At 70.8% G+C, this 25,767-nt stretch carries 15 protein-coding genes and 1 tRNA gene; 7 read left to right on the forward strand and 9 right to left on the reverse strand.

The genetic code is table 11. From position 1 onward, the window contains the following. Positions 1-4 precede the first annotated feature (4 nt). Together AB0L45_RS31050 and clpB are read right to left on the reverse strand one after the other, a co-directional pair. Positions 5-541, reverse strand: a complete 537-nt coding sequence (locus tag AB0L45_RS31050) for a YbjN domain-containing protein (RefSeq protein WP_365845808.1) — start codon at positions 539-541, stop codon at positions 5-7. Between the two features lie 158 nt (positions 542-699). Next, positions 700-3,348, reverse strand: a complete 2,649-nt coding sequence (clpB, locus tag AB0L45_RS31055; RefSeq protein WP_365845810.1) for an ATP-dependent chaperone ClpB — start codon at positions 3,346-3,348, stop codon at positions 700-702. A 436-nt stretch (positions 3,349-3,784) separates the two neighbouring features. On the opposite strand from clpB, the gene AB0L45_RS31060 reads away from it, so the two are divergent. After that, the gene (locus AB0L45_RS31060; protein WP_365845812.1) at positions 3,785-4,189 is read left to right on the forward strand and encodes a TIGR03618 family F420-dependent PPOX class oxidoreductase; all 405 of its coding nucleotides are present in this window, start codon (positions 3,785-3,787) and stop codon (positions 4,187-4,189) included. A gap of 134 nt (positions 4,190-4,323) precedes the next feature. Here the strand turns inward: AB0L45_RS31060 and AB0L45_RS31065 are convergent, their stop codons facing one another. Genes AB0L45_RS31065 through dnaK form a run of 4 tightly spaced genes read right to left on the reverse strand, consistent with a single transcriptional unit; the run spans position 4,324 to position 8,533 of the window. Beyond that, positions 4,324-4,779 carry a helix-turn-helix domain-containing protein gene (locus AB0L45_RS31065; RefSeq protein WP_365845814.1) on the reverse strand — a complete coding sequence of 152 codons (456 nt, stop codon included), beginning with the start codon at positions 4,777-4,779 and terminating at the stop codon, positions 4,324-4,326. A gap of 5 nt (positions 4,780-4,784) precedes the next feature. Further along, on the reverse strand, positions 4,785-5,966 hold the full coding sequence (gene dnaJ / locus AB0L45_RS31070; protein WP_365845815.1) for a molecular chaperone DnaJ: 1,182 nt from the start codon (positions 5,964-5,966) through the stop codon (positions 4,785-4,787). A 42-nt stretch (positions 5,967-6,008) separates the two neighbouring features. After that, positions 6,009-6,671 carry a nucleotide exchange factor GrpE gene (gene grpE, locus AB0L45_RS31075; protein ID WP_365845817.1) on the reverse strand — a complete coding sequence of 221 codons (663 nt, stop codon included), beginning with the start codon at positions 6,669-6,671 and terminating at the stop codon, positions 6,009-6,011. After that, a complete protein-coding gene (gene dnaK, locus AB0L45_RS31080) occupies positions 6,668-8,533 on the reverse strand; it encodes a molecular chaperone DnaK (protein ID WP_365845819.1) in 1,866 nt (621 codons plus the stop codon). Before dnaK ends, grpE begins: the two co-directional genes overlap by 4 nt. A gap of 348 nt (positions 8,534-8,881) precedes the next feature. Here dnaK and AB0L45_RS31085 point away from each other — a divergent pair, with 348 nt between their 5' ends. From AB0L45_RS31085 to AB0L45_RS31100, 4 genes are all read left to right on the forward strand, one after another. Continuing rightward, complete coding sequence (locus tag AB0L45_RS31085) at positions 8,882-11,149, forward strand: (Fe-S)-binding protein (protein WP_365845821.1); 2,268 nt, start codon at positions 8,882-8,884, stop codon at positions 11,147-11,149. Between the two features lie 259 nt (positions 11,150-11,408). Continuing rightward, positions 11,409-12,218 carry a trypsin-like serine protease gene (locus tag AB0L45_RS31090; RefSeq protein WP_365845823.1) on the forward strand — a complete coding sequence of 270 codons (810 nt, stop codon included), beginning with the start codon at positions 11,409-11,411 and terminating at the stop codon, positions 12,216-12,218. Between the two features lie 239 nt (positions 12,219-12,457). After that, positions 12,458-13,468, forward strand: coding sequence for an AraC family transcriptional regulator (locus tag AB0L45_RS31095; RefSeq protein WP_365845825.1), 1,011 nt, complete (start codon positions 12,458-12,460; stop codon positions 13,466-13,468). 554 nt (positions 13,469-14,022) lie between these two features. After that, positions 14,023-15,024 carry a Yip1 family protein gene (locus tag AB0L45_RS31100; protein ID WP_365845841.1) on the forward strand — a complete coding sequence of 334 codons (1,002 nt, stop codon included), beginning with the start codon at positions 14,023-14,025 and terminating at the stop codon, positions 15,022-15,024. A gap of 121 nt (positions 15,025-15,145) precedes the next feature. Here AB0L45_RS31100 and AB0L45_RS31105 read toward each other — a convergent pair whose 3' ends face one another. From AB0L45_RS31105 to dcd, 3 genes are all read right to left on the reverse strand, one after another. Further along, positions 15,146-16,654 carry a ricin-type beta-trefoil lectin domain protein gene (locus tag AB0L45_RS31105; RefSeq protein WP_365845843.1) on the reverse strand — a complete coding sequence of 503 codons (1,509 nt, stop codon included), beginning with the start codon at positions 16,652-16,654 and terminating at the stop codon, positions 15,146-15,148. 275 nt (positions 16,655-16,929) lie between these two features. Next, positions 16,930-17,427, reverse strand: a complete 498-nt coding sequence (locus AB0L45_RS31110) for a phosphoribosyltransferase (RefSeq protein ID WP_030017816.1) — start codon at positions 17,425-17,427, stop codon at positions 16,930-16,932. A gap of 16 nt (positions 17,428-17,443) precedes the next feature. Continuing rightward, positions 17,444-18,019, reverse strand: coding sequence for a dCTP deaminase (gene dcd / locus AB0L45_RS31115; protein ID WP_365845827.1), 576 nt, complete (start codon positions 18,017-18,019; stop codon positions 17,444-17,446). 611 nt (positions 18,020-18,630) lie between these two features. Between dcd and AB0L45_RS31120 the strand changes: the two genes are divergently transcribed. Together AB0L45_RS31120 and AB0L45_RS31125 are read left to right on the forward strand one after the other, a co-directional pair. Then, positions 18,631-18,701: transfer RNA gene (locus tag AB0L45_RS31120), tRNA-Gly, on the forward strand. A gap of 539 nt (positions 18,702-19,240) precedes the next feature. After that, positions 19,241-25,767, forward strand: a 6,527-nt coding sequence (locus AB0L45_RS31125; RefSeq protein WP_365845829.1) for an amino acid adenylation domain-containing protein, incomplete at its 3' end; no start/stop codon positions are given.

Here is a 25,767-nt window from a genome sequence, read left to right on the forward strand (position 1 = left end):
GGGCTTACGCCTCCTCGTCGCCCGGCTTCTCGTCCGCGTCACCCTCGATCTCGGCCTCCAGGCCGAGCTGCTCGACGATCCACTTGTCGAACTCGATCGACGCGCGGACCCAGCTGACCGTGCTCGACACGAAGTGCTCAAGCGCGACGCCGGTGCCGATCAGCATCGACGCCTCACCGATCAGGCGGACCGTGCCGTCGTCGTGGGTGTGGGTGTAGGCCTTGGGCCACAGCGTCCGGCGGTTCCAGTCGTCGAGCGCTTCCAGCAGCTTCGGCTTGTCGTCGATGCCGTGCGGGCGGTCGTAGAACGTACGGACGGAGAAGATCTGCTGCTCTTCCTCGCCGCGGAACATGAAGTACGTGCGGAACTGCTCCCACGGGGCGGCGAGGTCACCCTCGTCGTCGACTACGTACTTCAGCTCCATCTGGTCGAGGAGCTGCTTGACCAGGTCCTGGTCGGGCAGGACGGGACCATCAGGCCCCGACGGCTGCGGTTCGGGCTGGCCCCCGAAATTCGGGATCGAGGACGGGTCGATGCTCACCGTGGAATTCCCTTCGTATGGTCTTCGCCATCCTCCCCCATCCCGGCCCCGTCATGGCAAGCCCGCCGCCCACTCTCCGCTGCGGGCTGAAGACCCGGGGGGAGGGGCGGGCGGCGGGGAAGCGCGTACGGTGGCCAGCGGCCGCGGGCCGGTGCGGCTCACCGTACGGGAGCGACCTCCAGCGACCTGCCGTCCTCGGCGACATCCACCCGTACGGTGTCGCCGTCCAGCACCTCGCCCGCCAGGATCGCCTTGGCGAGCTGGTCGCCGATGGCCGTCTGGACCAGGCGGCGCAGCGGGCGGGCGCCGTAGGACAGGTCGGGCCCCGGGGAAGCCTCCTGCGGCCGGTCCACGACCGGTTCCTGGCCGAGCCAGGCGAGCCAGGTCAGGGCGCGGTCGGTGACGTCCAGCGTCAGCCTGCGGTCGGCGAGCCGGCGCTGGAGGTGGTCGAGCTGGATCTGCGCGATCCGCTGGAGCTGGTCGGTGCCGAGCGGGTGGAAGACCACCAGGTCGTCCAGCCGGTTGAGGAACTCGGGCCGGAACGACGACCGCACCGTCTCCAGCACCTTCTCCTTCTTCTGGTCCTCCTTCAGCAGCGGGTCCATCAGGAAGGTGGAGCCCAGGTTGGAGGTCAGGATCAGGATCGTGTTGCGGAAGTCGACCGTGCGGCCCTGGCCGTCGGTGAGCCGGCCGTCGTCCAGCACCTGGAGCAGTACGTCGAAGACCTCGTGGTGCGCCTTCTCCACCTCGTCCAGAAGGACGACCGAGTACGGGCGGCGGCGGACCGCCTCGGTGAGCTGGCCGCCCTCCTCGTAACCGACGTAACCGGGCGGGGCGCCGACCAGCCGGGCGACGCTGTGCTTCTCGCCGTACTCGCTCATGTCGATGCGGACCATCGCCCGCTCGTCGTCGAAGAGGAAGTCGGCGAGCGCCTTGGCCAGTTCGGTCTTGCCGACGCCGGTCGGGCCGAGGAAGAGGAACGAGCCGGTGGGGCGGTCCGGGTCGGCGATACCGGCACGGGTACGGCGCACCGCGTCGGACACCGCCCGGACGGCCTCGGCCTGGCCGATCAGCCGCTTGCCCAGCTCGTCCTCCATGCGCAGCAGCTTCTGCGTCTCGCCCTCCAGCAGGCGCCCGGCCGGGATGCCGGTCCAGGAGCCGACCACGTCCGCGATGTCGTCCGGGCCGACCTCCTCCTTGACCATCGAGGACTTGCCGTCGGCGGACGCCTCCTGCTCGGCCTCGGCCGCCGCGGCCTCCTCCAGCTCCCGCTCCAGGCCCGGGATCTCCCCGTACAGCAGCTTGGAGGCGGTGTCGAAGTCGCCGTCGCGCTGGGCGCGCTCGGCCTGGCCGCGCAGCTCGTCCAGCTTCTCCTTCAGCTCGCCGAGGCGGTTGAGGCCCTGCTTCTCCTTCTCCCAGCGGGCGGTCAGGCCGCGCAGCTCCTCCTCCTTGTCGGCGAGGTCCTTGCGCAGCTTCTCCAGGCGCTGGACCGAGCCGGCGTCGGTCTCGTTCTTGAGGGCCAGCTCCTCCATGCGCAGCCGGTCGACGGAGCGCTGGAGTTCGTCGATCTCCACGGGCGAGGAGTCGATCTCCATACGGAGGCGGGAGGCCGCCTCGTCGACGAGGTCGATGGCCTTGTCCGGCAGGAAGCGGGAGGTGATGTAGCGGTCGGAGAGGGTGGCGGCGGCGACCAGCGCGGAGTCCGCGATCTGCACCTTGTGGTGGGCCTCGTAGCGGCCCTTGAGCCCGCGCAGGATCGCGACGGTGTCCTCGACGGTGGGCTCGGCGACCAGCACCTGCTGGAAGCGGCGCTCCAGCGCCGGGTCCTTCTCGATGCGCTCGCGGTACTCGTCGAGGGTGGTGGCGCCGACCATCCGCAGCTCGCCGCGGGCCAGCATCGGCTTGAGCATGTTGCCCGCGTCCATGGCGGAGTCGCCGCCGGCGCCCGTACCGACGACCGTGTGCAGCTCGTCGATGAAGGTGATGATCTGGCCGTCGCTGGACTTGATCTCCGCCAGGACGGTCTTGAGCCGCTCCTCGAACTCGCCGCGGTACTTCGCGCCCGCCACCATCGCGCCCAGGTCCAGGGCCACCAGCCGCTTGTCGCGCAGCGACTCGGGGACGTCGCCCTTCACTATCCGCTGCGCCAGGCCCTCGACGACGGCGGTCTTGCCGACACCGGGCTCGCCGATGAGCACCGGATTGTTCTTCGTACGCCGGGAGAGCACCTGCACCACGCGGCGGATCTCCTGGTCCCGGCCGATGACCGGGTCCAGCTTGCCCTCGCGGGCGGCCGCCGTGAAGTCCGTACCGAACTTCTCCAGCGCCTTGTACGTGCCCTCCGGGTCCGGGTTGGTGACCCGGCGGCCGCCCCGGCTGTCCTCGAAGGCGCTCAGCAGCTTCTTGGCCGTGGCGCCCTGCTCCGTCAGCAGCTCGCCGGTGCGGCCGCCCTTGGCGGCGATGCCGATGAGCAGGTGCTCGGTGGAGATGAACTCGTCGCCCAGCTCCTTCGCGCGCTGCGCGGCGTCGGCGATGACGGCCAGCGTGTCGCGGTCGGGCTGCGGCGGGGCGACCGTGGAACCCTGCACGCTGGGCCGTGCGGCCAGCAGGCGTTCGGCGCCGGAGCGCAGCGCGGCGGCGTCCGCCCCGACGGCGGCCAGCAGGTCGGTGATGTTCTCGTTGTCCGCGCCGGCGAGGAGGGCGAGCAGCAGGTGTGCGGGGGTCATGTCCGCGTGTCCCGCCGTCACCGCCCGCTCGTTGGCGGCGCTCAGCGCCTCGCGGCTCTTGTTGGTCAGCTCGGCGTCCACTCGCGCGCTCCTCCTTGGGCTCGGGTGCGTGATCGGTGCCGTGTCCGGCAGCGAAACCTGCTCAGCTCAACGTCCGATAAGTTGAGTCTATTCCACTCAATGCGGTTTCGGGGACTTCCCTGGCGTCTTCCGGCCCTTCTACGGGTGCACCGGGTGGCGCGGTCCATGCCGCCGCGCGGCCGTCCGGTTTTCACGGCGGCACCTCCGGACCGCCGTACGGGCACCGCCGCTGCCCGGACGGCCCCACCCGACCTGCCTCCGTCGTCCCGGACCGGGCCGTCCGCCGCCGGGCCGGAACCGGCCGGCGCCGCTCACTCCCGAGCTGGTCATTCGGCGATTCCGCGGCGCCTTCACGCCTCCTCCACGTTCCCTGCGCTGTCCCTTTGCAGGCCCTCCGCACGGCGCCCCCACAGGATCCCCAATTACTCTTCCGGTCATGGCCCACGACCTGGATGACCTCAGCCCCGAGTACCTCGCCTTCTGGAGCGAGCACCTCCTGTGCACGCTGACCACCCTGCGCCCCGACGGCACGCCGCACGTCGTCCCGGTCGGTGTCACCTTCGACGCGAACCAGCGCATCGCCCGCGTGATCACCCGTAAGGACAGCAGCAAGGTCGGTCACGTCCTCGCCGGCGGCCCGGACGGCGCCCGGGTGGCCGTGTGCCAGATGCAGGGCAAGCGGTGGGCCACCCTGGAAGGCGTCGCCCGGATCCGTACGGACGCGGACGTGGTCGCGGACGCGGTACGGCGCTACGCGGAGCGGTACGGCCGCACCCCGACCCCCAAGCCGGACCGGGTGATGATCGAGATCACCGTCCGCAAGGCACTGGGCCGGGCCTGACGCGGCGGGGCCGCCGCCCCGGAAACACGGCGGGGCCGCCGCCCCGGAAACGGCGAAAGGGCCGGGCTGCCCACAGCAGTCCCGGCCCCATGGCCTGCGACGACGGCGCACCGGCCGGCGCGCCGCGCGGAGCGTCAGTCGACGCGCTTCTTGCCCGGACGCCACACGACCAGCGCGCTGGTCTGCTGCACGTCCTGATACGGCACCAGGTCCCGCCGGTACGAGGCGTGCACCGCCGCCTCCCGCTGCTGAATGGCGGCGGCCGCGCCCTCGACCGCGTGCTGCAGCTCGGCGACCCGCTGGCGCAGGGCCGTGACCTGGTTCTCCAGTTCGATGATGCGCTTGATGCCGGCGAGGTTGATGCCCTCGTCCTGCGACAGCCGCTGCACTTCCCGGAGCAGTTCGATGTCCCGGGCCGAATAGCGCCGGCCGCGCCCTGCCGTACGGTCGGGCGAGACCAGCCCCAGGCGGTCGTACTGACGCAGCGTCTGCGGATGCAGACCCGAGAGCTGAGCCGCGACGGAGATGACGTACACCGGCGACTCTTCGGTCAGTTCGTACGGGTTCCGACGCCCGCCCCGGCCATCCATCCGACTCAAGCTCCCTTCGCGGCCTGGAACAGCTCCGCCCGCGGGTCCTCGCCCGCGGTCGCCTCACGGTAGGACTCCAACGACTCCCGTGCCGTGTCGCCGAGGTCCTTGGGGACGCTCACCTCGACGGTGACCAGCAGGTCGCCGCGGGTGCCGTCCTTGCGCGACGCGCCCTTGCCGCGCACGCGCATCGTACGTCCGTTGGGCGTCCCGGCCGGCAGCTTGAGCGTCACCGGCGGGCCGCCGAGCGTCGGCACCCGCACCTCGCCGCCCAGCGCCGCCTCCGGGAAGGTGACCGGGACGGTGACGGTCAGGTTGTCGCCCTTACGGCCGAAGACCGGGTGGGCCTCGACGTGCACGACGACGTACAGGTCGCCGTTCGGACCGCCGCGCTCGCCCGGCGTGCCCTTGCCGCGCAGCCGGATGCGCTGCCCGTCGGAGACACCCGCCGGGATCCGCACCTGCATCGTGCGCGAACTGGTCGCCCGGCCACTGCCCTTGCAGACCTCGCAGGGGTTCTCCGCGATCAGGCCGCGGCCCTTGCAGTCCACGCACGGGTCGGTGAGCGAGAAACCGCCACCGCCGCCGCGGCTGACCTGCCCGGTGCCGACGCAGGTCGGGCACACGCGCGGCGTGCCGTTCTTGTCGCCGGTGCCCGAACACGCCTTGCAGGGCGCCTGGCTGGACATCCGCAGCGGGACCGTGGCCCCGTCCGCCGCCTCGGTGAAGCTGAGCGTCACCTCGGACTCGACGTCCTGGCCGCGGCGCGGCTGCGTACGCGTGGCACCACCGCGGTTGAACAGGCCGCCGAAGACGTCACCGAGCCCGCCGCCGAAGCCGCCGCCCGCCGTGCCGCCCTGCGCGCCGCCACCGCCACCGAAGAGGTCGCCCAGGTCGAAGTTGAACGATCCGCCACCGGCGCCGCCGGGGCCGGCACGGAAGCCGCCGTTGCCGAACAGCGCCCGCGCCTCGTCGTACTCCTTGCGGCGCTTGGGGTCACCGAGGATGTCGTTGGCCTCGGAGATCTCCTTGAAGCGCTCCTCGGCCTTGGCGTCCCCCTTGTTGGCGTCCGGGTGGAACTCCCGGGCCAGCTTGCGGTACGCCTTCTTGATCTCCGCCTCGGTGGCGTCCTTCGGGACGCCGAGGACCTTGTAGTAGTCCTTCTCCACGAAGTCCTTGGTGTTCATCCCCGACGTCCCTCCTCCCGAACTGCTTTCCGCGCCGCCGCGTCAGCCCTCTTCCGGGCCACCGCTCTCCTCGTCCGAAGCCTTCGCGTCGTCCTCCGAGGCGGCCTTGCCCGGCTGCGCGCCCGGCTGCGGCTCGGCGACCGCGACCCGCGCGGGGCGGATCGTTCGTTCACCGATGCGATACCCGGGCTGGAGGATGGCGACGCACGTGGTCTCCGTGACATCCGGAGCGTACGAGTGCATCAGGGCCTCGTGGATCGTCGGGTCGAAGGGCTCGCCCTCCTTGCCGAACTGCTGGAGGCCCAGCTTCGCGGCCACCGTCTCCAGCGACTCGGCCACCGACTTGAAGCCGCCGACCAGCTCGCCGTGCTCCCGGGCCCGGCCGATGTCGTCGAGCACGGGCAGCAGCTCGGTGAGCAGATTCGCCGCGGCGATCTCCTTCACCGACACCCGGTCCCGCTCCACCCGGCGACGGTAGTTCTGGTACTCCGCCTGGAGCCGCTGGAGGTCCGCGGTGCGCTCGTTGAGCGCGGTGCGCACCTGGTCCAGCTGCGCCGTGAGAGCTACGTCCTGGTTCGCATCCCCGGCCGGGGCCGAGCCCGCCGTGTCGGCGGACTCGGCCTGCGCCGCGTCATCAGGGGTCTGTGCGGCATCGGCGGGGACGTCGGGCTTCTTGTCGTCGAAGCCCGGAGTCTCCTCCGTCACGCGGCACCGTCCTTCTTCGGCTTCTCGTCGTCCACGATCTCGGCGTCCACGACATCGTCCTCGGCCTTGGCCTGCTGGCCGCCCGCGGCACCGGCGGCACCCTCGGCGCCACCCGCGGCACCGGCCGCCTGCGCGTCGGCGTACATGGCCTGGCCCAACTTCTGGCTGACCGCGGCGACCTTCTCGGTCGCGGTGCGGATCTCGGCCGTGTCCTCGCCCTTGAGCTTCTCCTTCAGCTCGGCGACGGCGGTCTCGACCTCGGTCTTCACCTCGGCGGGGACCTTCTCCTCGTTGTCCTTGAGGAACTTCTCCGTCTGGTAGACGAGCTGCTCGCCCTGGTTGCGGGACTCGGCGGCCTCGCGGCGGCGGTGGTCCTCGTCCGCGTACTGCTCGGCCTCCTGGCGCATCCGGTCGACCTCGTCCTTCGGCAGCGAGGAGCCGCCGGTGACGGTCATCTTCTGCTCCTTGCCGGTGCCGAGGTCCTTCGCCGCGACGTGCATGATGCCGTTCGCGTCGATGTCGAAGGTGACCTCGATCTGCGGCACGCCGCGCGGGGCCGGGGGCAGACCGGTCAGCTCGAACATGCCGAGCTTCTTGTTGTACGCCGCGATCTCGCGCTCGCCCTGGTAGACCTGGATCTGCACGGAGGGCTGGTTGTCCTCGGCGGTGGTGAAGATCTCCGAGCGCTTGGTCGGGATCGTCGTGTTCCGCTCGATGAGCTTGGTCATGATGCCGCCCTTGGTCTCGATACCGAGGGACAGCGGGGTGACGTCCAGCAGGAGGACGTCCTTGACCTCACCCTTGAGGACACCGGCCTGGAGCGACGCGCCGATGGCGACGACCTCGTCCGGGTTGACGCCCTTGTTGGCGTCCTTGCCGCCGGTCAGCTCCTTGACCAGCTCGGCGACGGCCGGCATACGGGTCGAGCCGCCGACCAGGACCACGTGGTCGATCTCGGACAGCTCGATGCCGGCGTCCTTGATGACGTTGTGGAACGGGGTCTTGCAGCGCTCCAGGAGGTCCGAGGTCAGCTGCTGGAACTGCGCCCGGGTGAGCTTCTCGTCCAGGTGCAGCGGGCCCTCGGCGGAGGCGGTGATGTAGGGCAGGTTGATCGTCGTCTCGGTGGACGAGGACAGCTCGATCTTCGCCTTCTCCGCGGCCTCACGCAGGCGCTGGAGCGCCATCTTGTCCTTGGAGAGATCGACGCCGTGACCGTTCTGGAACTGCTTGACCAGGTAGTCCACGACGCGCTGGTCCCAGTCGTCACCACCGAGGTGGTTGTCACCGTTGGTCGCCTTGACCTCGACGACACCGTCGCCGATCTCCAGCAGCGAGACGTCGAAGGTACCGCCACCGAGGTCGAAGACCAGGATGGTCTGGTCGTCCTTCTCCAGGCCGTAGGCCAGCGCCGCGGCGGTGGGCTCGTTGACGATGCGCAGGACGTTCAGACCCGCGATCTCACCGGCCTCCTTGGTGGCCTGGCGCTCGGAGTCGTTGAAGTAGGCCGGAACGGTGATGACCGCGTCCGTGACCTTCTCGCCCAGGTAGGACTCCGCGTCGCGCTTCAGCTTCTGCAGGATGAAGGCGCTCATCTGCTGCGGGTTGAAGTCCTTGCCGTCCAGGTTGACCTTCCAGTCAGTGCCCATGTGGCGCTTGACCGAACGGATCGTCCTGTCGACGTTGGTGACCGCCTGGCGCTTGGCGACCTCGCCGACCAGCACCTCGCCGTTCTTGGCGAAGGCGACGACGGACGGCGTGGTCCTGGCGCCCTCGGCGTTGGTGATGACGGTGGGCTCACCGCCTTCGAGAACACTGACGACGGAGTTCGTCGTGCCCAGGTCGATGCCGACCGCACGTGCCATTTCGATTCCTCCATGACTTGAGTGGAACAGGCTCAAGCGTGCAGCACCATCGCCAGCCTGTCAATTGACCTGAGCCTTGCCCGCTCAACTTTTATGTCGGGCTTACCGTCACTCCCTCTTCGGGGGACGCGACGCGGGGCGGGAAGGGTTGCCTGCGCGACACAGATCACCGGCCGGGCGGCTTCATGGGGCTGGGGATACTGGGTAACCTCAGCGCAGACTGGAAAAGTTACTGCTTAGTAATCGCTGTAGTCCTTGTCCCGCGGACTCCGCGTACCCCTCGTATGTACGCGCAGCCCCTCAAGTATTCCCCGTAACCCCCGCACTCGCAGGCCCGAGGAGCCACCCATGCAACTCGCCGCGATCATCGTGTCGCTGGTCCTAATCGCGGTCGGCGTCGCACTGTTCGGCCGCGCAATCGTGCAGCTCTTCCGCTTCATGCGGATGGGCCAGCCCGTACCCGCCGGCCTGAGGACCGACAACCCCTGGCAACGCACCGTCACCGTGGTCAAGGAGTTCCTCGGCCACACCCGCATGAACAAGTGGGGCATCGTCGGCGCGGCGCACTGGTTCGTCGCGGTGGGCTTCTTCTCGCTGCTGCTGACGATCGTCAACGCCATCGGCCAGCTCTTCAAGGCCGACTGGCTGCTGCCCGTCATCGGCGAGTGGGCGCCGTACAACGTCTTCGTCGAGTTCATCGGCACGATGACGGTGCTCGGCATCCTGGTCCTGATCGGCATCCGCCAGCTCAGCAGGCCGGGCGCCGCGGGCCGCAAGTCCCGCTTCTCCGGTTCCAACATCGGCCAGGCGTACTTCGTCGAGGCGGTCATCCTCATCGTCGGCGTCTGCATCTTCATGCTGCACGCGCTGGAGGGCGCGCAGCACCACGTGGACGGCTACGAGGCGTCGTTCTTCATCTCGTACCCGGTGGTCTCGTGGCTGGAGGGCATGGACGTCTCGACGCTCCAGAACCTCACCTACTTCTTCGCCGGCCTGAAGATCGCGACGTCCTTCATCTGGATGATCACGGTCGCGCTGAAGACCGACATGGGTGTGGCCTGGCACCGCTTCCTGGCATTCCCGAACATCTGGTTCAAGCGCGAGGCCTCCGGTGACGTGGCGCTCGGCGCGCTCCAGCCGATGACCAGCGCGGGCAAGCCGATCGACTTCGAGGACCCGGGCGAGGACGACCAGTTCGGCGTCTCCCAGATCGAGCACTTCTCCTGGAAGGGCCTGCTCGACTTCTCCACCTGCACCGAGTGCGGCCGCTGCCAGTCGCAGTGCCCCGCCTGGAACACCGGCAAGCCGCTGTCGCCGAAGCTGCTGATCATGGCGCTGCGCGACCACGCGCACGCCAAGGCCCCGTACCTGCTCGCCGGCGGCGGCAAGGACGAGGAGGGCGCCGAGAAGGCGACCGCCGCCCAGCTCAAGGACGTCCCGGCGGCGGCGCTCGCCGAGGCCGAGCGCCCCCTGATCGGCACCCTCGAAGAGAACGGCGTCATCGACCCCGACGTCCTGTGGTCCTGCACCACCTGCGGCGCCTGTGTCGAGCAGTGCCCGGTCGACATCGAGCACGTCGACCACATCGTCGACATGCGCCGCTACCAGGTCATGATCGAGTCGAGCTTCCCCAGCGAGGCCGGCACGATGCTGAAGAACCTGGAGAAGAAGGGCAACCCCTGGGGCCTGGCCAAGAAGCAGCGCCTGGCGTGGACCAAGGAGGTCGACTTCGAGGTCCCGGTCGTCGGCAAGGACGTCGAGGACCTCACCGAGGTCGAGTACCTGTACTGGGTCGGCTGCGCGGGCGCCCTGGAGGACCGCGCCAAGAAGACCACCAAGGCCTTCGCCGAGCTGCTGCACATCGCGGGCGTGAAGTTCGCGATCATGGGCGGCGACGAGAAGTGCACCGGTGACTCCCCGCGCCGGCTGGGCAACGAGTTCCTGTTCCAGCAGCTCGGCGCGGAGAACGTCGCGAGCCTGAACGCGGCCTTCGGTGAGGACGACGAGGACCCGGCGACGAAGAAGCCGAAGTCCGCGAAGAAGATCGTCGCGACCTGCCCGCACTGCTTCAACACGATCGCGAACGAGTACCCGCAGCTCGGCGGCGAGTACGAGGTCATCCACCACACCCAGCTGCTCCAGCACCTGATCGACGAGGGCAAGCTGATCCCCGTCACCCCGGTCGAGGGCCTGATCACGTACCACGACCCCTGCTACCTGGGCCGCCACAACAAGGTCTACACACCGCCGCGCGAGATCATCGCCAAGGTGCCCGGCCTGCGGAACGAGGAGATGCACCGCCACAAGGAGCGCGGCTTCTGCTGCGGCGCGGGCGGTGCGCGCATGTGGATGGAGGAGCGGATCGGCAAGCGCATCAACAACGAGCGCGTCGACGAGGCCCTGTCCCTCAACCCGGACATCGTCTCCACCGCCTGCCCGTTCTGCCTGGTCATGCTGACCGACTCGGTCAACGGCAAGAAGAACGACGGCAAGGCCAAGGAGTCCGTCCAGGTCGTCGACGTGGCCCAGCTGCTGCTGGACTCCGTCAAGTCGCCGGTCGACCCGGCGGGCGAGGAGGCCACGGCGGACGCGCCCGAGCCGGAGCCGGTGAAGTAGCGGGTTCCCGCACCGCCTGATCCACGGCCGGTCCCGCTGCGGCGGGGCCGGCCGTGGGCGTTGGGGGGCGCTCGGGGCGTTCGGGGGTGGTACGGCGTAACGCCGTGTCCTGACGAACCGCCCGCGTATCGACGTACCGCCCACGCCCCGACGCACCGATGGCGTTACGACGTAACGTCACCGTCCCGACGTAACGCCCTCACCCCGACGTACCGAAGTCGTCGCGACGTCCCGGGCCGGTACGTCGTACCGTCCGTATATGAGATCCGCTTCCGTCGCCCTCGCCACGGCCGCCACGCTCGCCGCACTCGTCACGCTGTCCGGGTGCGGTGGCGCGTCGCAGGCGGCGGATCCCTCGCTGCCCGCCGCCCGGTCCTTCGAGGGCCTGCCCTTCGTCGGCGTCCTGATCGCCGGCGGTGAGCACTACTGCACCGCGAGCGTCATCGACAGCCCGAAGGGCAACATGCTGGCCACCGCGGCGCACTGCGTGCACTTCGACGACGAGGACCCGCCCGACGAGGACGAGCCCGAGCCGGTCACCGGCGACATCCAGTTCGCGCCCCGCTTCTCCGGGGCCGGGGAAGGCACGTACCCGTACGGAAAGTGGCGGGTCAGCAGCGTCCACGTGCCCACGGCCTGGACCGAGGACGACGACGACCGAGGCGACTACGCCTTCCTGACCGTCGAGCCGGACGCGCAGGGCCGCTCCGTGCAGGAGGTCGTCGGCGCCGCCACCCCCGACTGGTCCTCGGGCCCCCGCCGCCACGTCACCGTCGTCGGCTATCCCAACGAGGCGTACAACCCGAAGAACCGCCCGGTCACCTGCACCACGGACACCCGGCGGGACGACGACGAGCCGTACATGGTCCAGATGCGCTGCGGCGGCTTCTACGACGGCACCAGCGGCGGCCCCTGGCTCGCCGACCACCACGACGCCCGCCGCCCCGGCCGCCTGATCGGCGTACTGAGCGGCGGCGACACCGACGCCGAGTCGACGGCCGTGCTCTTCGGCGAGGGGGCGCGGAAGCTGTACGAGCGGGTGGCACGGGGCGCGGCCGACCCGGCGTGACCGGTACCGTCACCCTCCGGCCGCCCAAGTACCCTTCCGCACCGCCGCCTTCAGCGGCGGCCGACACCGGCCGCCCGGCGCACCTCCGGAGCGCGGGCCGCCGTACGCGGATCACCCCGTATGGGGGTATCCCGCTCCCGCGCCTGGAGGACGCACCTATTCTTTCCCCCGTGCGCAGGTGAGGCAGCCGGAACCGGACGGATGGTTCGGTCTGCCCGGGGGGAAGGGTCGTACTGAACATGTCTGCGGAGCCGGGGGCCGCCACCCCGCCCGTGCCTTCCGTGCTGTCCCTGCGGACGGCGGACCTGGACGAGGCGCGGTGGGTGATCGGCGAGACGTTCTACGCCAACCACATCGACCGGCTGTCCCGGTGCCAGGACGTGGACGCGTCCTTCGACGTGGTGCGGTTCGGCGCGGTCACCGTCGGTGAGGTGGAGTTCGGCGCCGAGCTGCGGCTGCGGTTCGGCGAGTTGGGCGCGTACCACGTGGACGTACCGCTGATCGGCTCCATCCAGTGGCGGCAGGGCACGCGGGAGCCGCAGACCACCACACCGGAGCGGGCCGGTGTCTTCCAGCCGGACGGCGTCACCACCATCGACCGCTGGCACGGCGGGTGCCGGCTGCTGGCGGTGAAGATCCGTACGGCGGACCTGGAGCGGCACCTGGAGCACCTGCTGGACCGGCCGGTCCGCACACCGGTGCGCTTCGCCCCCGGCCTCGACGTGTCCCGGGGGCCGGGACAGAGCTGGGCACGGCTGGTCCGGACGGCCGTACGGGACATCCAGGACGCGGGTGCGCTGATGCGCCAGCCCCTGGTGGCGGCGCCGTTGCAGGAGGCACTGCTCAGCGGGCTGCTGCTGGCCGCCGACCACCCGCACCGGGAGGAGCTGACCCAGCCGTCGGCCCCGGCGGCGCCGTCCTACCGCCCGGCACCCGTGAAGCGCGCGCTGGACGCCATCCAGGGGCAGCCCGAGCACCCCTTCGACACCGCCGAACTGGCCGCCGTCGCGCGGGTCAGCGCGCGGTGGCTCCAGGAGGGCTTCCGCCGGCACGTCGGCATGTCCCCGATGGCGTACCTGCGTGACGTACGGCTGACCCGCGTACGGGACGAGCTGCGGCGGGCCGGGCCCGGCGAGCTGAGTGTGGGCGAGGTGGCGTACCGGTGGGGCTTCGTGCACCTCGGGCGGTTCGCGCGCAGTTACCGGGAGCGGTTCGGGGAGTCGCCCTCGCAGACGCTGCACGCACCGTGAACGGGCGGCCGACCGAGCGCGACCGGGGCGCGCCCCGCGGCGAACACGCAGCGTGATCCGGATACCGGCTGCGCAGAATGGATCATGCTCGCGTTCGCGCGGCGCTACGGTCTGGAGTGCCAGGGCCGAGCCGGCGTTGCCGATGCGTTCGTCCGTCAGTGCAAGCCGACGGCGGTGCGCACCGGTGGGCCGGCCCCTGGGTACCGGCCGGTATCCCCCCGTAACCGTAGCCGGACCCCCGCCCGTGAGGCGTCGGACGACGATGGTCCGATGCCTCATGGGCCGGTGGGGGCCAGCGGCCAGGGGTCAGTCACCGTACGTGTGCGTGCCGGTTCGGGCCGGTGGAAGCCGGAGACCACCTCACGCCTGTCTCTCCCGCATCCCCTGCCTCCCCCTCACCTCTCGTATCTCCCCGGCCCCCTGTATCCCCTCGGGGACCGGCCCCCGCTCCCCTAGGGGATGTCACAGGTCGGCAGCAAAGCCGCCCCGTGCCCCCGGGCCCGGCCACGCGGCCTCCGAGACCAGGTACGTTCGATGACGTGGCTGGATTCAGGATGGGTCGCGGACGGGACGCCCGGTCCGCGCAACAGGGGCAGCAGCAGGGGCAGCAGGCTCCGTACGGTCAGCAGGGACAGCCGTACGGGCAGCAGCCCCCGTCTCCGCACGGGCAGTGGCAGCAGCAAGCGCACCGGCCGCCGCAGCCCCCGCAGCCGTACGGCGGCCCGCACCCCGCAGGCCCGCCCGGCGGCGACGGGCACGGCGAGCCCGAGTACTTCGGTGACGGCGGCTACCAGCCGCAGCAGCAGTCCTACGCCCCGTACGCCAACGACAACAGCCCGGGCCACACCCAGCAGTTCAGGGTCGGCGAGGCCCCGGACGCGTACGGCGCGCCGCCCGGGGGCCCGGCGCACGGCGGGTACGACAACGGCGGACACGGCGGCGGCCAGTACGCCGACGACGGGTACGGCGACGGCGGCACCTACCGCGCGGGCCAGGCCACGGCTCCGCCGGCCGGCCCCCGCCTGCCCTGGAAGCAGCTGCTGACCGGCCTGGTCACCCGCCCGAACCCGACGTTCTGGCAGATGCGCGACCACCCGGTCTGGGGCCCGGCCCTGATCGTCACGTTCATCTACGGCCTGCTCGCGGTCTTCGGCTTCGACAAGGCCCGCGAGGACGTGCTCAACGCCACGCTCTCCAACAGCATCCCGTGGGTGCTGATCACCGCCGTGATGTTCGTCGTCGGCGGGCTGATCCTGGGCGCGGTCACCCACACCCTCGCCCGCCAGCTCGGCGGCGACGGCGCCTGGCAGCCCACCGTCGGCCTGTCCATGCTGATCATGTCGGTCACGGACGCGCCGCGCCTGCTCTTCGCGATGTTCCTGGGCGGTGACAGCACCCTGGTGCAGGTGGTGGGCTGGGCCACCTGGCTGGCCGCGGGCGCCCTCTTCACCTCGATGGTCAGCAAGTCGCACGACCTGCCGTGGCCCAAGGCGCTGGGCGCCTCCGCGATCCAGCTGGTCGCGCTGCTGGCCCTGGTCAAGCTGGGCACGCTGTAGCCGTACGCCGGCTCGTCCGGACCTGGGGAAGGCCCCGCTCCAGCCGGAGCGGGGCCTTCCCCGTATCAGTGGGTCACGGATCACGGGTCAGGGACACGGGTCACGAGTCACGGGACACGGATCACGCGAACCGCTGCGCCGCCGACCCGTCGCACTTCTGCAGCCGTACCGCGTCCTTGGCGGAGCCCAGCGTCAGGCACAGCCCCGGCGCGGCCGCCGGCCGGACCGACCCGCTCGCGGCGTCCTTCGTGAACTGCTGGTTGGCCGCGCCCGAGCAGTTCCACAGCACCAGACCGGCGCCGGCCTCGTACTTCGCTCCCGGTACGTCCAGGCAGCGGTCCTGCGTCAGTCCCACGTGCACGGAGCGCCGCTCCGCGTCGTACCACCAGTCCTGGTTGCGCTGGCCGTTGCAGTCCCAGCCCACCACCGCCGTACCGTTACTGCTGCTCGCGCCCTTGGCGTCCACACAGCTGCCGGTACCGGCGTTCTTCAGCGGCTTGTACACGTCGTCCCAGGCCAGCGGGTACAGCTTCGGCTGCCCGGTGCTCGCGGGGTCGGCGCAGGACGCCTCGCGCCGGTCCGACGCGTACAGCTGTGTGAGGCAGGAGGCGAAGGCGGCGTGGCCGCGCGCGTTCGGGTGGAAGGACTGCCGTACGGAGTTGGCGTTCGGCGGGAACGGGTTCGTCAGGTCCACGTACAGGCCGCGGGCCCAGGTGTCCTCCATGCACACCTCGTGCCCGTGGAAGAGCCGCGAGTTGTCGAGGTAGGTGGCGCCGGTCTCCGCGGCGATCTTCCGCATGCCCTTCTCGAACGTCGGTACGGCGACGTTCCGTCCCCACGCGGAGTCGGAGGTGTAGCCCGTGCACCCGCCCGGCAGCTTGCCCGGGAAGCGCGGGTTGTCCTCGATGTCCGGCCCGATGGGGCTCGGGTAGCCCATCACGACCAGCCGGTAATCGCTGTCCGCGTACCCCGCGCCGCGCATCACGGTCCGCAGGTCACGCACGCTCTTCTCGACCTTCGGCACCAGCGCGTCGACCCGGCCCTGCCACCCCGGGGCGTACTTGGACTCGCACGGGCCCTGCAAGGTGAACCAGCGCGTGACGCAGTCCGTCATCACCGGTCCGAACTGCAGGTCGTCGTTGGCCCCGGCGACCAGCAACACCATCTTCAGCCGGGTGTTGCGGGCCTTGATCGCCAGGTTGTCGCTCTGCACCAGCTCGTCGGCGTACTGCTTGGTCCCGCCGATGTTGATGTTGCCGGTGTACGCACCGGAGCAGGCGACGTTGTACGTGACGTCGGCCGCGATGCCCGTACGGTGGATGGCCGCGTCGGGCGAACGGTGGCACCAGTTGTCGGGCCCGTCCGTGCCCGGCTCGTACGTCCCGACACCCTCGCCCGCTATCTCACTGTCGCCCAGCGAGATCAGCGAGGTCTTGCGCTGTCCGACCGGCCGCTCGGCCGCGTCCCCGTACAGCTTCACGGCCTCGGCCGCCCGGATCTTCTCCAGCTCGGGCGGCAGCGGCTCGGCCGCCGCGGGGCCCGCCTGGGCGGCCGCCGCCGTACCGGCACCCACCCCCGCGACCGCACCCGCTCCGCCGAACCCCACCGCCAACGCCGCTGCGGCGGCCATCAGCCGCCCTGCTCTCGCACGCACCCTTGAGCCTCCCCGGCTTCCGGTCTGCTGTCACCGCCGGTTTCTACTCGTAGGTAGTGACCGGTGGAACACCCGGAACGGGATTGGCCCGAATTCACAGCCCGCCCTCTAAACCCGTACGGCACGCCGGAATCACACGAAAGCCCCGGCCCCGAACGACGGGAAGCGCACCGGGCCGTCACCGCCCGATGCGCTTCCTCCACCCGGCCACCGGCCGGGCTCCGCACTCCTGCCGTCCCCGGACCGCCCCCTCAGGCGTCGAGGACCTGCCCCTCGCGCCGCACCACCGGCGGCTCGACGCTCCACGGGAAGTTGATCCACTCGTCCGTGCGCTTCCACACGTACTCGCACTTCACCAGCGAGTGCGACTTCTCATAGATCACCGCGCTGCGGACCTCGGCGACCGTGCCCAGGCAGAAGTCGTGCACCAGCTTCAGCGTCTTGCCGGTGTCGGCCACGTCGTCCGCGATCAGCACCTTCTTGTCGGAGAAGTCGATCGCGTTCGGTACGGGCGCCAGCATGACCGGCATCTCCAGGGTCGTACCGACCCCGGTGTAGAACTCCACGTTCACCAGGTGGATGTTCTTGCAGTCCAGCGCGTACGCCAGGCCGCCGGCCACGAAGACGCCGCCGCGCGCGATCGACAGCACGATGTCGGGCTCGTACCCGTCGTCGGCGATCGTCTGCGCCAGCTCACGAATCGCGCCACCGAAGCGCTCGTACGTCAGGTTCTCCCGCACACCACTCACTGGTTCTCTCGCACCCTCAGACCTGTGTCCGATGAAAATTCTTGAACGACCGCGAAGGCGTCGGCCCCCGCTGGCCCTGGTACCGCGAGCCGTACTTGGCGGAGCCGTACGGGTGCTCGGCGGCCGACGTCAGCCGGAACATGCACAGCTGGCCGATCTTCATTCCCGGCCACAGCTTTATCGGCAGCGTCGCGACATTGCTCAGCTCCAGCGTGACATGCCCGCTGAAACCCGGGTCGATAAAGCCCGCGGTCGAGTGCGTCAGCAGCCCCAGCCGCCCCAGCGAACTCTTCCCCTCCAGCCGCGACGCAAGGTTGTCGGGCAGCGTGATGACCTCGTACGTCGAGGCGAGCACGAACTCACCCGGGTGCAGGATGAAGGCCTCGTCCCCCTCCGGCACCACCTCGCGCGTCAGGTCCTGCTGCTCCACGGCGGGGTCGATGTGCGGGTACCGGTGATTCTCGAACACCCGGAAGTACCGGTCGAGGCGCACATCGATACTCGACGGCTGCACCATCGACTCGTCATAGGGGTCGATGCGGACCCGGCCCGCGTCGATCTCGGTCCGGATGTCCTTGTCTGAGAGAAGCACGCATCGAGGATACGCGCCCGTCCCCGCCCTTCCCGCACACCACCGCCCCGCCCCGCCCGGCCCGCTCACCAGTACGCCGAGGGCCCGGCCCCCACCTCAGGGGACCGGGCCCTCGCCGACAGCTCGCACAGCTCTCACAGCCGCTCCACCGGCTGCCGTTCCGTTCCGCTTCCGGCCCACCACAGGACCGCCGCGCTCCCGGCGCGGTCAGGCCCCGGCGGCCTCGACCTCAGCGCTTCTCGCACTCCACCGGCACCGAATGCCGCAGCCGCGCGCAGCGCGGACACCGCAGCAGCCGGCCGGGGCCGAGCCGGTCCGTGGTCTGCATGGGAAACGAAGCGGTGCTGAACACGTGCCCTTCGGCACAACGTACGACGGTGCGCTCCATCAAGTCCTTCTCCCAAGTGCGTGGACAACAAAAGCCACATTAGGGGATGAACTGGGCGCCACCACACACGGCACTCCGCACCCCCACCGTACGCCCCAACTCCCGCCCCCCACACCGCAACCCACCCCCCACACACAACCGGACCCCACGGTCAACTGCACCGGGGGTCCGCGATGAGGTAGAGTGTGCGACGCTGCACCGCCCTTACTACGGCGGCGCTCAAGCGGGTGTAGTTTAATGGTAGAACATGAGCTTCCCAAGCTCAGAGCGCGGGTTCGATTCCCGTCACCCGCTCCGACAACTCAGGCCCGGCCAGAGGGACACTTCCCCGGCCGGGCCTTTGTGTTGTTCGAGGCGCTTGCCGGGCGTCACGTGGTTGCCGCGTCCGTTGTGTCCCACCGTGGGCCAGCGTGACGCCTTACTCTTTCGGTACCTGCCGCTTCCGCTGTCGTCGGGACCGCCCGGGGCTCCGCCACGTACTGCGTGCCGCGGAAGGCGGGCAGCCGCAGCAGACAGCACGGGACGTGTAGCGGCGCGCTGCGCCGATGGCCGGGGCGTGTGCCGGTGCGTGTTCCTCCGCGCTCTTGTGTGCAGGGGCGTGATGGCAGCCGGCGGCTTCGGCCGGACCGTGGTCCGCGCTGCTGCCCGGGGCCCCGATATCGGCCGTCCCACCCCCGCCCGCCTGCGAAAGGGTTTCAATAACGCGGCGAAATCCGCTCTGCATAGCCTCGGCCCACGAGTGTCATGCGTGTATGCCCACACCACGCGGCCCCACACACGTCTGCATGTCGAGAGCACGAGCCCTTCGTCGGGCCACGAGGAGTTGCGGAAAGATGAGCGGTTCGAAGACTGCGGATGCGGTGGAGTCCCACGCCGAGGAGGAGCTCTTCGCGGGCGTCCCGGCGCGCTGGCAAGGGCCGCTGAGCGCCGTTCCCGACCTGAAGCTGCCCGAGCTCTTCGAGGCCCAGGTACGCCGTACCCCCGACGCGCCCGCGGCGTCCTTCCGCGACCGGACCCTCAGCTACCGCGAGCTGAACGAGCGTGCCAACCGACTGGCCCGGATGCTGGTGGCCCGCGGCGCCGGCCCCGAGCGGATCGTCGGCGTGCTGATGCCGCGTTCGCTGGACCAGATCGTGTCGCTGGTGGCCGTCACCAAGACCGGCGCCGCCTACCTTCCGGTGGACGTCGACTACCCGGCCGAGCGCATCGCCTACATGCTCGGCCACTCCGACCCCACCTGCCTGCTCACCACCGCCGACTCCCCCGCCGCGGAGCAGCTCGCCGATCGGCTCGTGCTGCTCGACGACCCGGCGGTGGACACGGCGCTGCGCGGTCTGCCGGACACCGACCTGACCGACGCCGAGCGCACCGAACCGCTGCGCATGGCCAACCCGGCGTACGTCACCTACACCTCCGGCTCCACCGGGACGCCCAAGGCCGTGGTGATCGAGCACCGCTCACTGGCCGACTACCTGGCCTGGGCCCGCAAGGACTACCCGAGCATGGGGCCCGGCGGCACCTCGCTGTGGCACTCGCCGGTCTCCTTCGACATGACCGTCTCGGAGCTGTGGGGACCGCTGGTCTCCGGCGGGCGGGTGCTGGCCGCCGCGCTGGAGGAGGACGCGTACGCCGACACCGTCTCGTGCACCTTCATGAAGGCCACCCCGAGCCATCTGCCGATGCTCAACCTGCTCCCGGACGGCTACTCGCCGACCGGTGAGCTGATGCTCGGCGGTGAGGCGCTGCTGGGCGCCGCGCTGGACGAGTGGCGCCGCCGCCACCCCGGGGCCACCGTCATCAACGTGTACGGCCCGTCCGAGATCACCGTCAACATGGCGCAGTTCCGGCTCGAACCGGGCCGCCCGACGCCGGACGGCGTACTGCCGCTGGGCCGCCTGATGGACAACATGCGCGGCTACGTCCTGGACGACCGGCTGCGCCCGGTGGCGCCGGGCGTCACCGGCGAGCTCTACATCGCGGGCCCCGGTCTCGCCCGCGGCTACTTCAAGCAGCAGGCCCTGTCCAGCGAGCGGTTCGTCGCCGACCCGTTCGGCGCGCCCGGCACCCGGATGTACCGCTCCGGTGACCTGGCCCGGTGGACACAGGACGGCCAGCTGGAGTTCCGCGGCCGCGCCGACCACCAGGTGAAGGTCCGCGGGTTCCGCGTCGAACCGGGTGAGATCGAGGCGGTGCTGACCCAGCACGAACAGGTGTCGCGCGCCGTGGTGCTGGTCCGCGAGGACCGCCCCGGCGACCAGCGCATCGTGGCCTACGTGAGCGCCGCGGAGGGGGCTGCCGAGCCGGACGCCGCGACGCTGCGGGCGCACGTCTCGGAGATCGTGCCGTGGTACATGGTGCCGTCGGCCTTCGTCGTGATCGACGAGTGGCCGCTGACGCCGAACGCGAAGGTGGACCGCAAGGCGCTGCCCGTACCGGAGTACAGCGCCGGTGCCGGCTGCGCCCCGCGCACCCCGACGGAGGAGATCCTGTGCCGGCTGACTGCCGAGGTGCTGGGCCTGCCGGCGGTCGGTATCGATGACAACTTCTTCGACCTGGGCGGCCACTCGCTGCTGGCCAACCGGCTGACCAGCCGTATCCGCACGACCCTGGACGCCGAGCTGTCGATGAGCGCGGTGTTCGAGGCGCCGACCGTCGCCGGGCTGGCCTCCCGGCTGTCCGACGCCGGCGCGGCACGCCCCGCGCTGGTCCCCGCGCAGCGCCCGGACCGGATCCCGCTCTCCCTCGCCCAACAGCGCCTGTGGTTCCTCCACCAGCTGGAGGGCCCCAGCCCGACCTACAACATCCCGATCGCCGTCCGGCTGACCGGCGACCTGGACCGTACCGCGCTGGAAGCGGCGCTGGGCGATGTGGTGGCGCGGCACGAGGCGCTGCGCACCCGCTTCGACGACTACGACGGCGAGCCCCGCCAGGTGATCCTGGACGCCGAAGAGGCGGCCCCGAAACTGGAGTTCACAGAACTGGGCGACGCGGACCAGCTTCAGCAGGCGCTGGCCGAGCAGGCCGCGTACGGCTTCGACCTCACCGCGGGAGTGCCGCTCAAGGCCACCCTCCACCGGCTCGGCGAGGGCGACCACGTCCTGCTCCTGCTGCTGCACCACATCATCACCGACGGCTGGTCCCGCGATCCGCTCACCCGCGACCTGTCCGCCGCGTACACCGCCCGCGCCGGCGGCCGGGCCCCGGCCTGGTCGCCGCTGCCGCTGCAGTACGCGGACTACACCCTGTGGCAACGCGAGATGCTGGGCGACGAGAACGACCCGGACAGCACCGCGGCCAAGCACCTCGCGTTCTGGAAGCGGGAGTTGAGCGGCGCGCCGGAACTGCTGGAGCTGCCGCTCGACCGGCCCCGCCCGTCCGTCGCCAGTTACCGCGGCGCCCGCACGCAGTTCACCTTCGACGCCGAACTGCACGCCCGGATGGCGCAGTTGGCCCGTGAGTGCGACGTCACGGTGTTCATGGTGCTGCAGGCCGGTCTCGCGACCCTGCTGTCCCGCCTCGGCGCGGGTACCGACATTCCCATCGGCACCGCGGTGGCCGGACGCTCCGACGAAGCCCTCGACGACCTGATCGGCTTCTTCGTCAACACCCTCGTCCTGCGCACCGACCTCTCCGGCGACCCCACCTTCCGCCAGCTCCTGGCTCGCGTACGCAAAGCCGGCCTCAGCGCCTACGCCCACCAGGACACCCCCTTCGAGCGGATCGTCGAGGCCGTCAACCCGGTCCGGTCGCTGTCCCACGCTCCCCTTTTCCAGACCATGCTGACCTCGCAGAACACCCCCGAGGAAGCCATCGCTCTGCCTGGTGTCGAGGCGGTGGCGCAGGACGTGTCGACGTGCGTTGCGCAGTTCGACCTCTCCTTCCACACCAAGGAGAAGACGGCGCAGGACGGCACACCCGCGGGCATCGACGGCATGCTGGAATACGCCACCGACCTGTTCGACCGGACCACCGTCGACTCGCTGACCGCCCGCCTGGTGCGGCTTCTGGACGGGGCCACGGCCCAGCCCGACACCTCGGTCGGCGAGCTGGAGCTCCTCACGGAGCAGGAGCGGCGGCAGGCGCTGGAGGAGTGGCAGGGCCGCCCGCACGAGGTCTCGGGGAAGACCCTGCCCGTCCTCATCGAGGAGCAGGCACGGCGGGCGCCCGGCGCCCCCGCGGTCGCCCACGAGGACACCACCCTGACCTACGCCGAGCTCAACACGCGCGCCAACCGGCTGGCCCGGCTCCTGGTGGCGCAGGGCGTCGGCCCGGAGCGCTATGTCGCGGTGGCGCTGCCCCGCTCGGTGGACCTGGTGGTGACCCTGCTGGCCATCACCAAGGCCGGTGGCGCCTACCTGCCGCTGGACCCGTCCTACCCCGCGGACCGGCTCGGCTTCATGCTGGAGGATGTGGCGCCCGTACTGGCCGTCACGGCCCAGGGTGTACTCGACCACGTCCCCGCACCGTGCCCGTCGCTGCGCCTGGACGACTCCGGGGTCGCCGCGGCGCTGGCCGGTCAGGACGGTACGGATCTCACCGACGCCGACCGCAACGCACCACTGCTGGCGGACAACGCGGTCTTTGTCATCTTCACCTCCGGATCCACCGGCCGCCCCAAGGGCGTCACCGTCCAGCACCGCTCGCTGGACGCCTACCTCAGCTGGACCCGTACGGCGTACCCGGGTGTGGCCGGAAGGGCCCTCGTGCACTCGCCGGTGGCTTTCGACCTCACCGCGACCGGCCTGTTCGCGCCACTGACCTCCGGCGGCTGCGTCGAGCTGGTGGGGCTGGACGGACAGGCCCAGGCCGTCGACGGACGGCCCCGGCCCACCTTCGTCAAGGCCACCCCCAGCCACCTGCCTCTGCTCATCGAACTGCCCGCGCAGTTCTCGCCGGAGGAGCAGCTTGTCCTCGGCGGCGAGTCGCTGATGGGCGAGGTCCTGGACGAGTGGCGGAGCCGGCACCCCGAGGCGACCGTCATCAACGAGTACGGCCCGACGGAAACCACCGTCGGCTGCTCGGAGTACCGCATCGAACCGGGCGACACCGTACCGGCGGGCGTGGTCACCATCGGCCGGCCGATCTGGAACACCCAGATGTTCGTACTGGACGCCCGGTTGCGCCCGGTGCCCACCGGCAGCACCGGCGAGGTGTACATCGCCGGTGACCTGGTGACCCGCGGTTACCACCGGCGCCCGGACCTGACCTCGGGCCGCTTCGTCGCCAACCCCTACGGCCCGCCCGGCAGCCGGATGTACCGTTCGGGCGACCTGGCCAGGTGGCGGGCGGACGGCCAGATGGAGTTCGTCGCGCGCGTCGACGACCAGGTCAAGCTGCGCGGCTTCCGTATCGAGCTGGGTGAGATCGAGGGCGTCATCGGGGCGCACCCGAAGCTGGCCCAGGTGGCCGTGATCGTCCGCGAGGACCAGCCCGGCGACAAGCGGCTGGTCGGTTACGCCGTACCGGCGCCGGGGCAGCGCGTGGACTCCGCCGAGCTGCGCCGCTACGCGGCCGGGCAGCTTCCCGACTACATGGTGCCCACGAGTTTCGTCCTGCTCGACGAGCTGCCGCTGACGGCGAACCGCAAGCTGGACCGCAAGGCCCTGCCCATGCCCGACTACGGCGCCTCGGCAGGCGGACCGGGCCGTGCTCCGCGCAGCGCGCACGAGGAGATTCTGTGCGGCGCCTTCGCGGAGGTACTGGGCCTGCCGCGGGTGGGCGTGGACGACAACTTCTTCTCGCTGGGCGGGCACTCGCTGCTGGTGACCCGGCTGATCGCCGGGCTGCGCCGGACGCTCGGGGCGGAACTGCCGATCCGGGCGGTGTTCGAGGCACCGACCCCCGCGCAGCTGGCCGCCCGGCTGGCCGACGCGGGCACGGTCCGTCCGCCGCTGGTGGCGGGCGAGCGTCCGGAGCGGCTGCCGCTGTCGCACTCGCAGCAGCGGCTGTGGTTCCTGCACAAGCTGGAGGGCCCCAGCCCGACCTACAACGTCCCGGTCGCCGTACGGCTGACCGGCGAGCTGAACCGTGCCGCGCTGGAGGCGGCACTGGGTGATGTGGTGGAGCGCCACGAGGCGCTGCGGACCCGCTTCGCGGAGATGTCCGGTGAGCCGTGCCAGGTCGTGCTCGACGGTGACCAGGCCCGGCCTGTTCTCGAACTGGTCGAGCTGGGCGGTCCGGAGCAGGTGCGCGCTGCCCTGGACGAGGCGGCCGCGTACGGCTTCGACCTTGCCGCCGGTGTGCCGGTCAAGCTGACTCTGTTCCAGGTCGCCGACCGCGAGCACGTCCTGCTCGTCCTGCTGCACCACATCACCAGCGACGGCTGGTCCATGGGTCCTCTTTCCCGTGATCTGTCCGCCGCTTATACCGCCCGCCTCGACGGGCAGGCCCCCGCGTGGGAGCCCCTGCCGGTCCAGTACGCGGACTACACCCTGTGGCAGCGCGACATGCTCGGCGACGAGAACGACCCCACCAGCCTCCTGGCCCAGCAGCTCGACCACTGGCGCAAAGAACTCACCGGCGCCCCCGAACTCCTCGAACTGCCCCTGGACCACCCCCGCCCACCTGTCGCCACCCACCACGGCGCCACGGTCGCTCTGGACATCGACGCCGAACTCCACCGCGCCCTGCTGTCCGTCGCCCAGGAATCCGGCGCCACCCTCTTCATGGTGCTGCACACCGCCCTGGCCGCCCTGCTGTCCCGCCTCGGCGCCGGCACCGACATCCCCATCGGCACCGCCGTGGCCGGACGCTCCGACGAAGCCCTCGACGACCTGATCGGCTTCTTCGTCAACACCCTCACCCTGCGCACCGACCTCTCCGGCGACCCCACCTTCCGCCAGCTCCTCGCCCGCGTCCGCGAAACCGACCTCACCGCCTACGCCCACCAGGACACCCCCTTCGAGCGGGTCGTCGAGGCGGCGGGAGTGGCCCGGGCGCTCTCGCACACGCCGCTCTTCCAGGTCTCGTTGAACCTGGAGGACGGCACCGCCATCTCCCCGGACCTGCCCGGGCTCCAGGTGCGGCCCGAGCCGGTCGGTGTCCAGGCCGCCAAGTCCGAGCTGGTCTTCGGCCTGTCCGAGCAGCACACCGCCGACGGTGAACCGGCCGGTCTCACCGGTGTCCTCACCTACGCCACGGACCTCTTCGAGCGCACCGGCGCCGAGGCCCTGGCCGGGCGCATGGTCCGGATGCTGCGCAGCATCGTGGCCGATCCGGACCGTACGGTCGGAAGCGCCGAGGTCCTCACGCAGGAGGAGCGGCAGGAGCTGGTGCATGTCCGTAATGCCACGCAGCAGGTGGTTCCGGCGCTGACGATGCCGCAGCTGTTCGAGGCCCAGGCCCAGCGCGCCCCGGACGC

This window comes from Streptomyces sp. NPDC052496, assembly GCF_040679095.1.
GTDB lineage: Bacteria > Actinomycetota > Actinomycetes > Streptomycetales > Streptomycetaceae > Streptomyces.

What these genes read in the sequence shown, in the direction of transcription:
- AB0L45_RS31060 (WP_365845812.1), top strand. Translation starts at nt 3,785, where the DNA reads ATGGCCCACGACCTGGATGACCTCAGCCCCGAGTACCTCGCCTTCTGG.
- AB0L45_RS31065 (WP_365845814.1), bottom strand. Translation starts at nt 4,779, where the DNA reads ATGGATGGCCGGGGCGGGCGTCGGAACCCGTACGAACTGACCGAAGAG.
- dnaJ (WP_365845815.1), bottom strand. Translation starts at nt 5,966, where the DNA reads ATGAACACCAAGGACTTCGTGGAGAAGGACTACTACAAGGTCCTCGGC.
- dnaK (WP_365845819.1), bottom strand. Translation starts at nt 8,533, where the DNA reads ATGGCACGTGCGGTCGGCATCGACCTGGGCACGACGAACTCCGTCGTC.
- AB0L45_RS31085 (WP_365845821.1), top strand. Translation starts at nt 8,882, where the DNA reads ATGCAACTCGCCGCGATCATCGTGTCGCTGGTCCTAATCGCGGTCGGC.
- AB0L45_RS31090 (WP_365845823.1), top strand. Translation starts at nt 11,409, where the DNA reads ATGAGATCCGCTTCCGTCGCCCTCGCCACGGCCGCCACGCTCGCCGCA.
- AB0L45_RS31095 (WP_365845825.1), top strand. Translation starts at nt 12,458, where the DNA reads ATGTCTGCGGAGCCGGGGGCCGCCACCCCGCCCGTGCCTTCCGTGCTG.
- AB0L45_RS31100 (WP_365845841.1), top strand. Translation starts at nt 14,023, where the DNA reads ATGGGTCGCGGACGGGACGCCCGGTCCGCGCAACAGGGGCAGCAGCAG.
- AB0L45_RS31105 (WP_365845843.1), bottom strand. Translation starts at nt 16,654, where the DNA reads ATGGCCGCCGCAGCGGCGTTGGCGGTGGGGTTCGGCGGAGCGGGTGCG.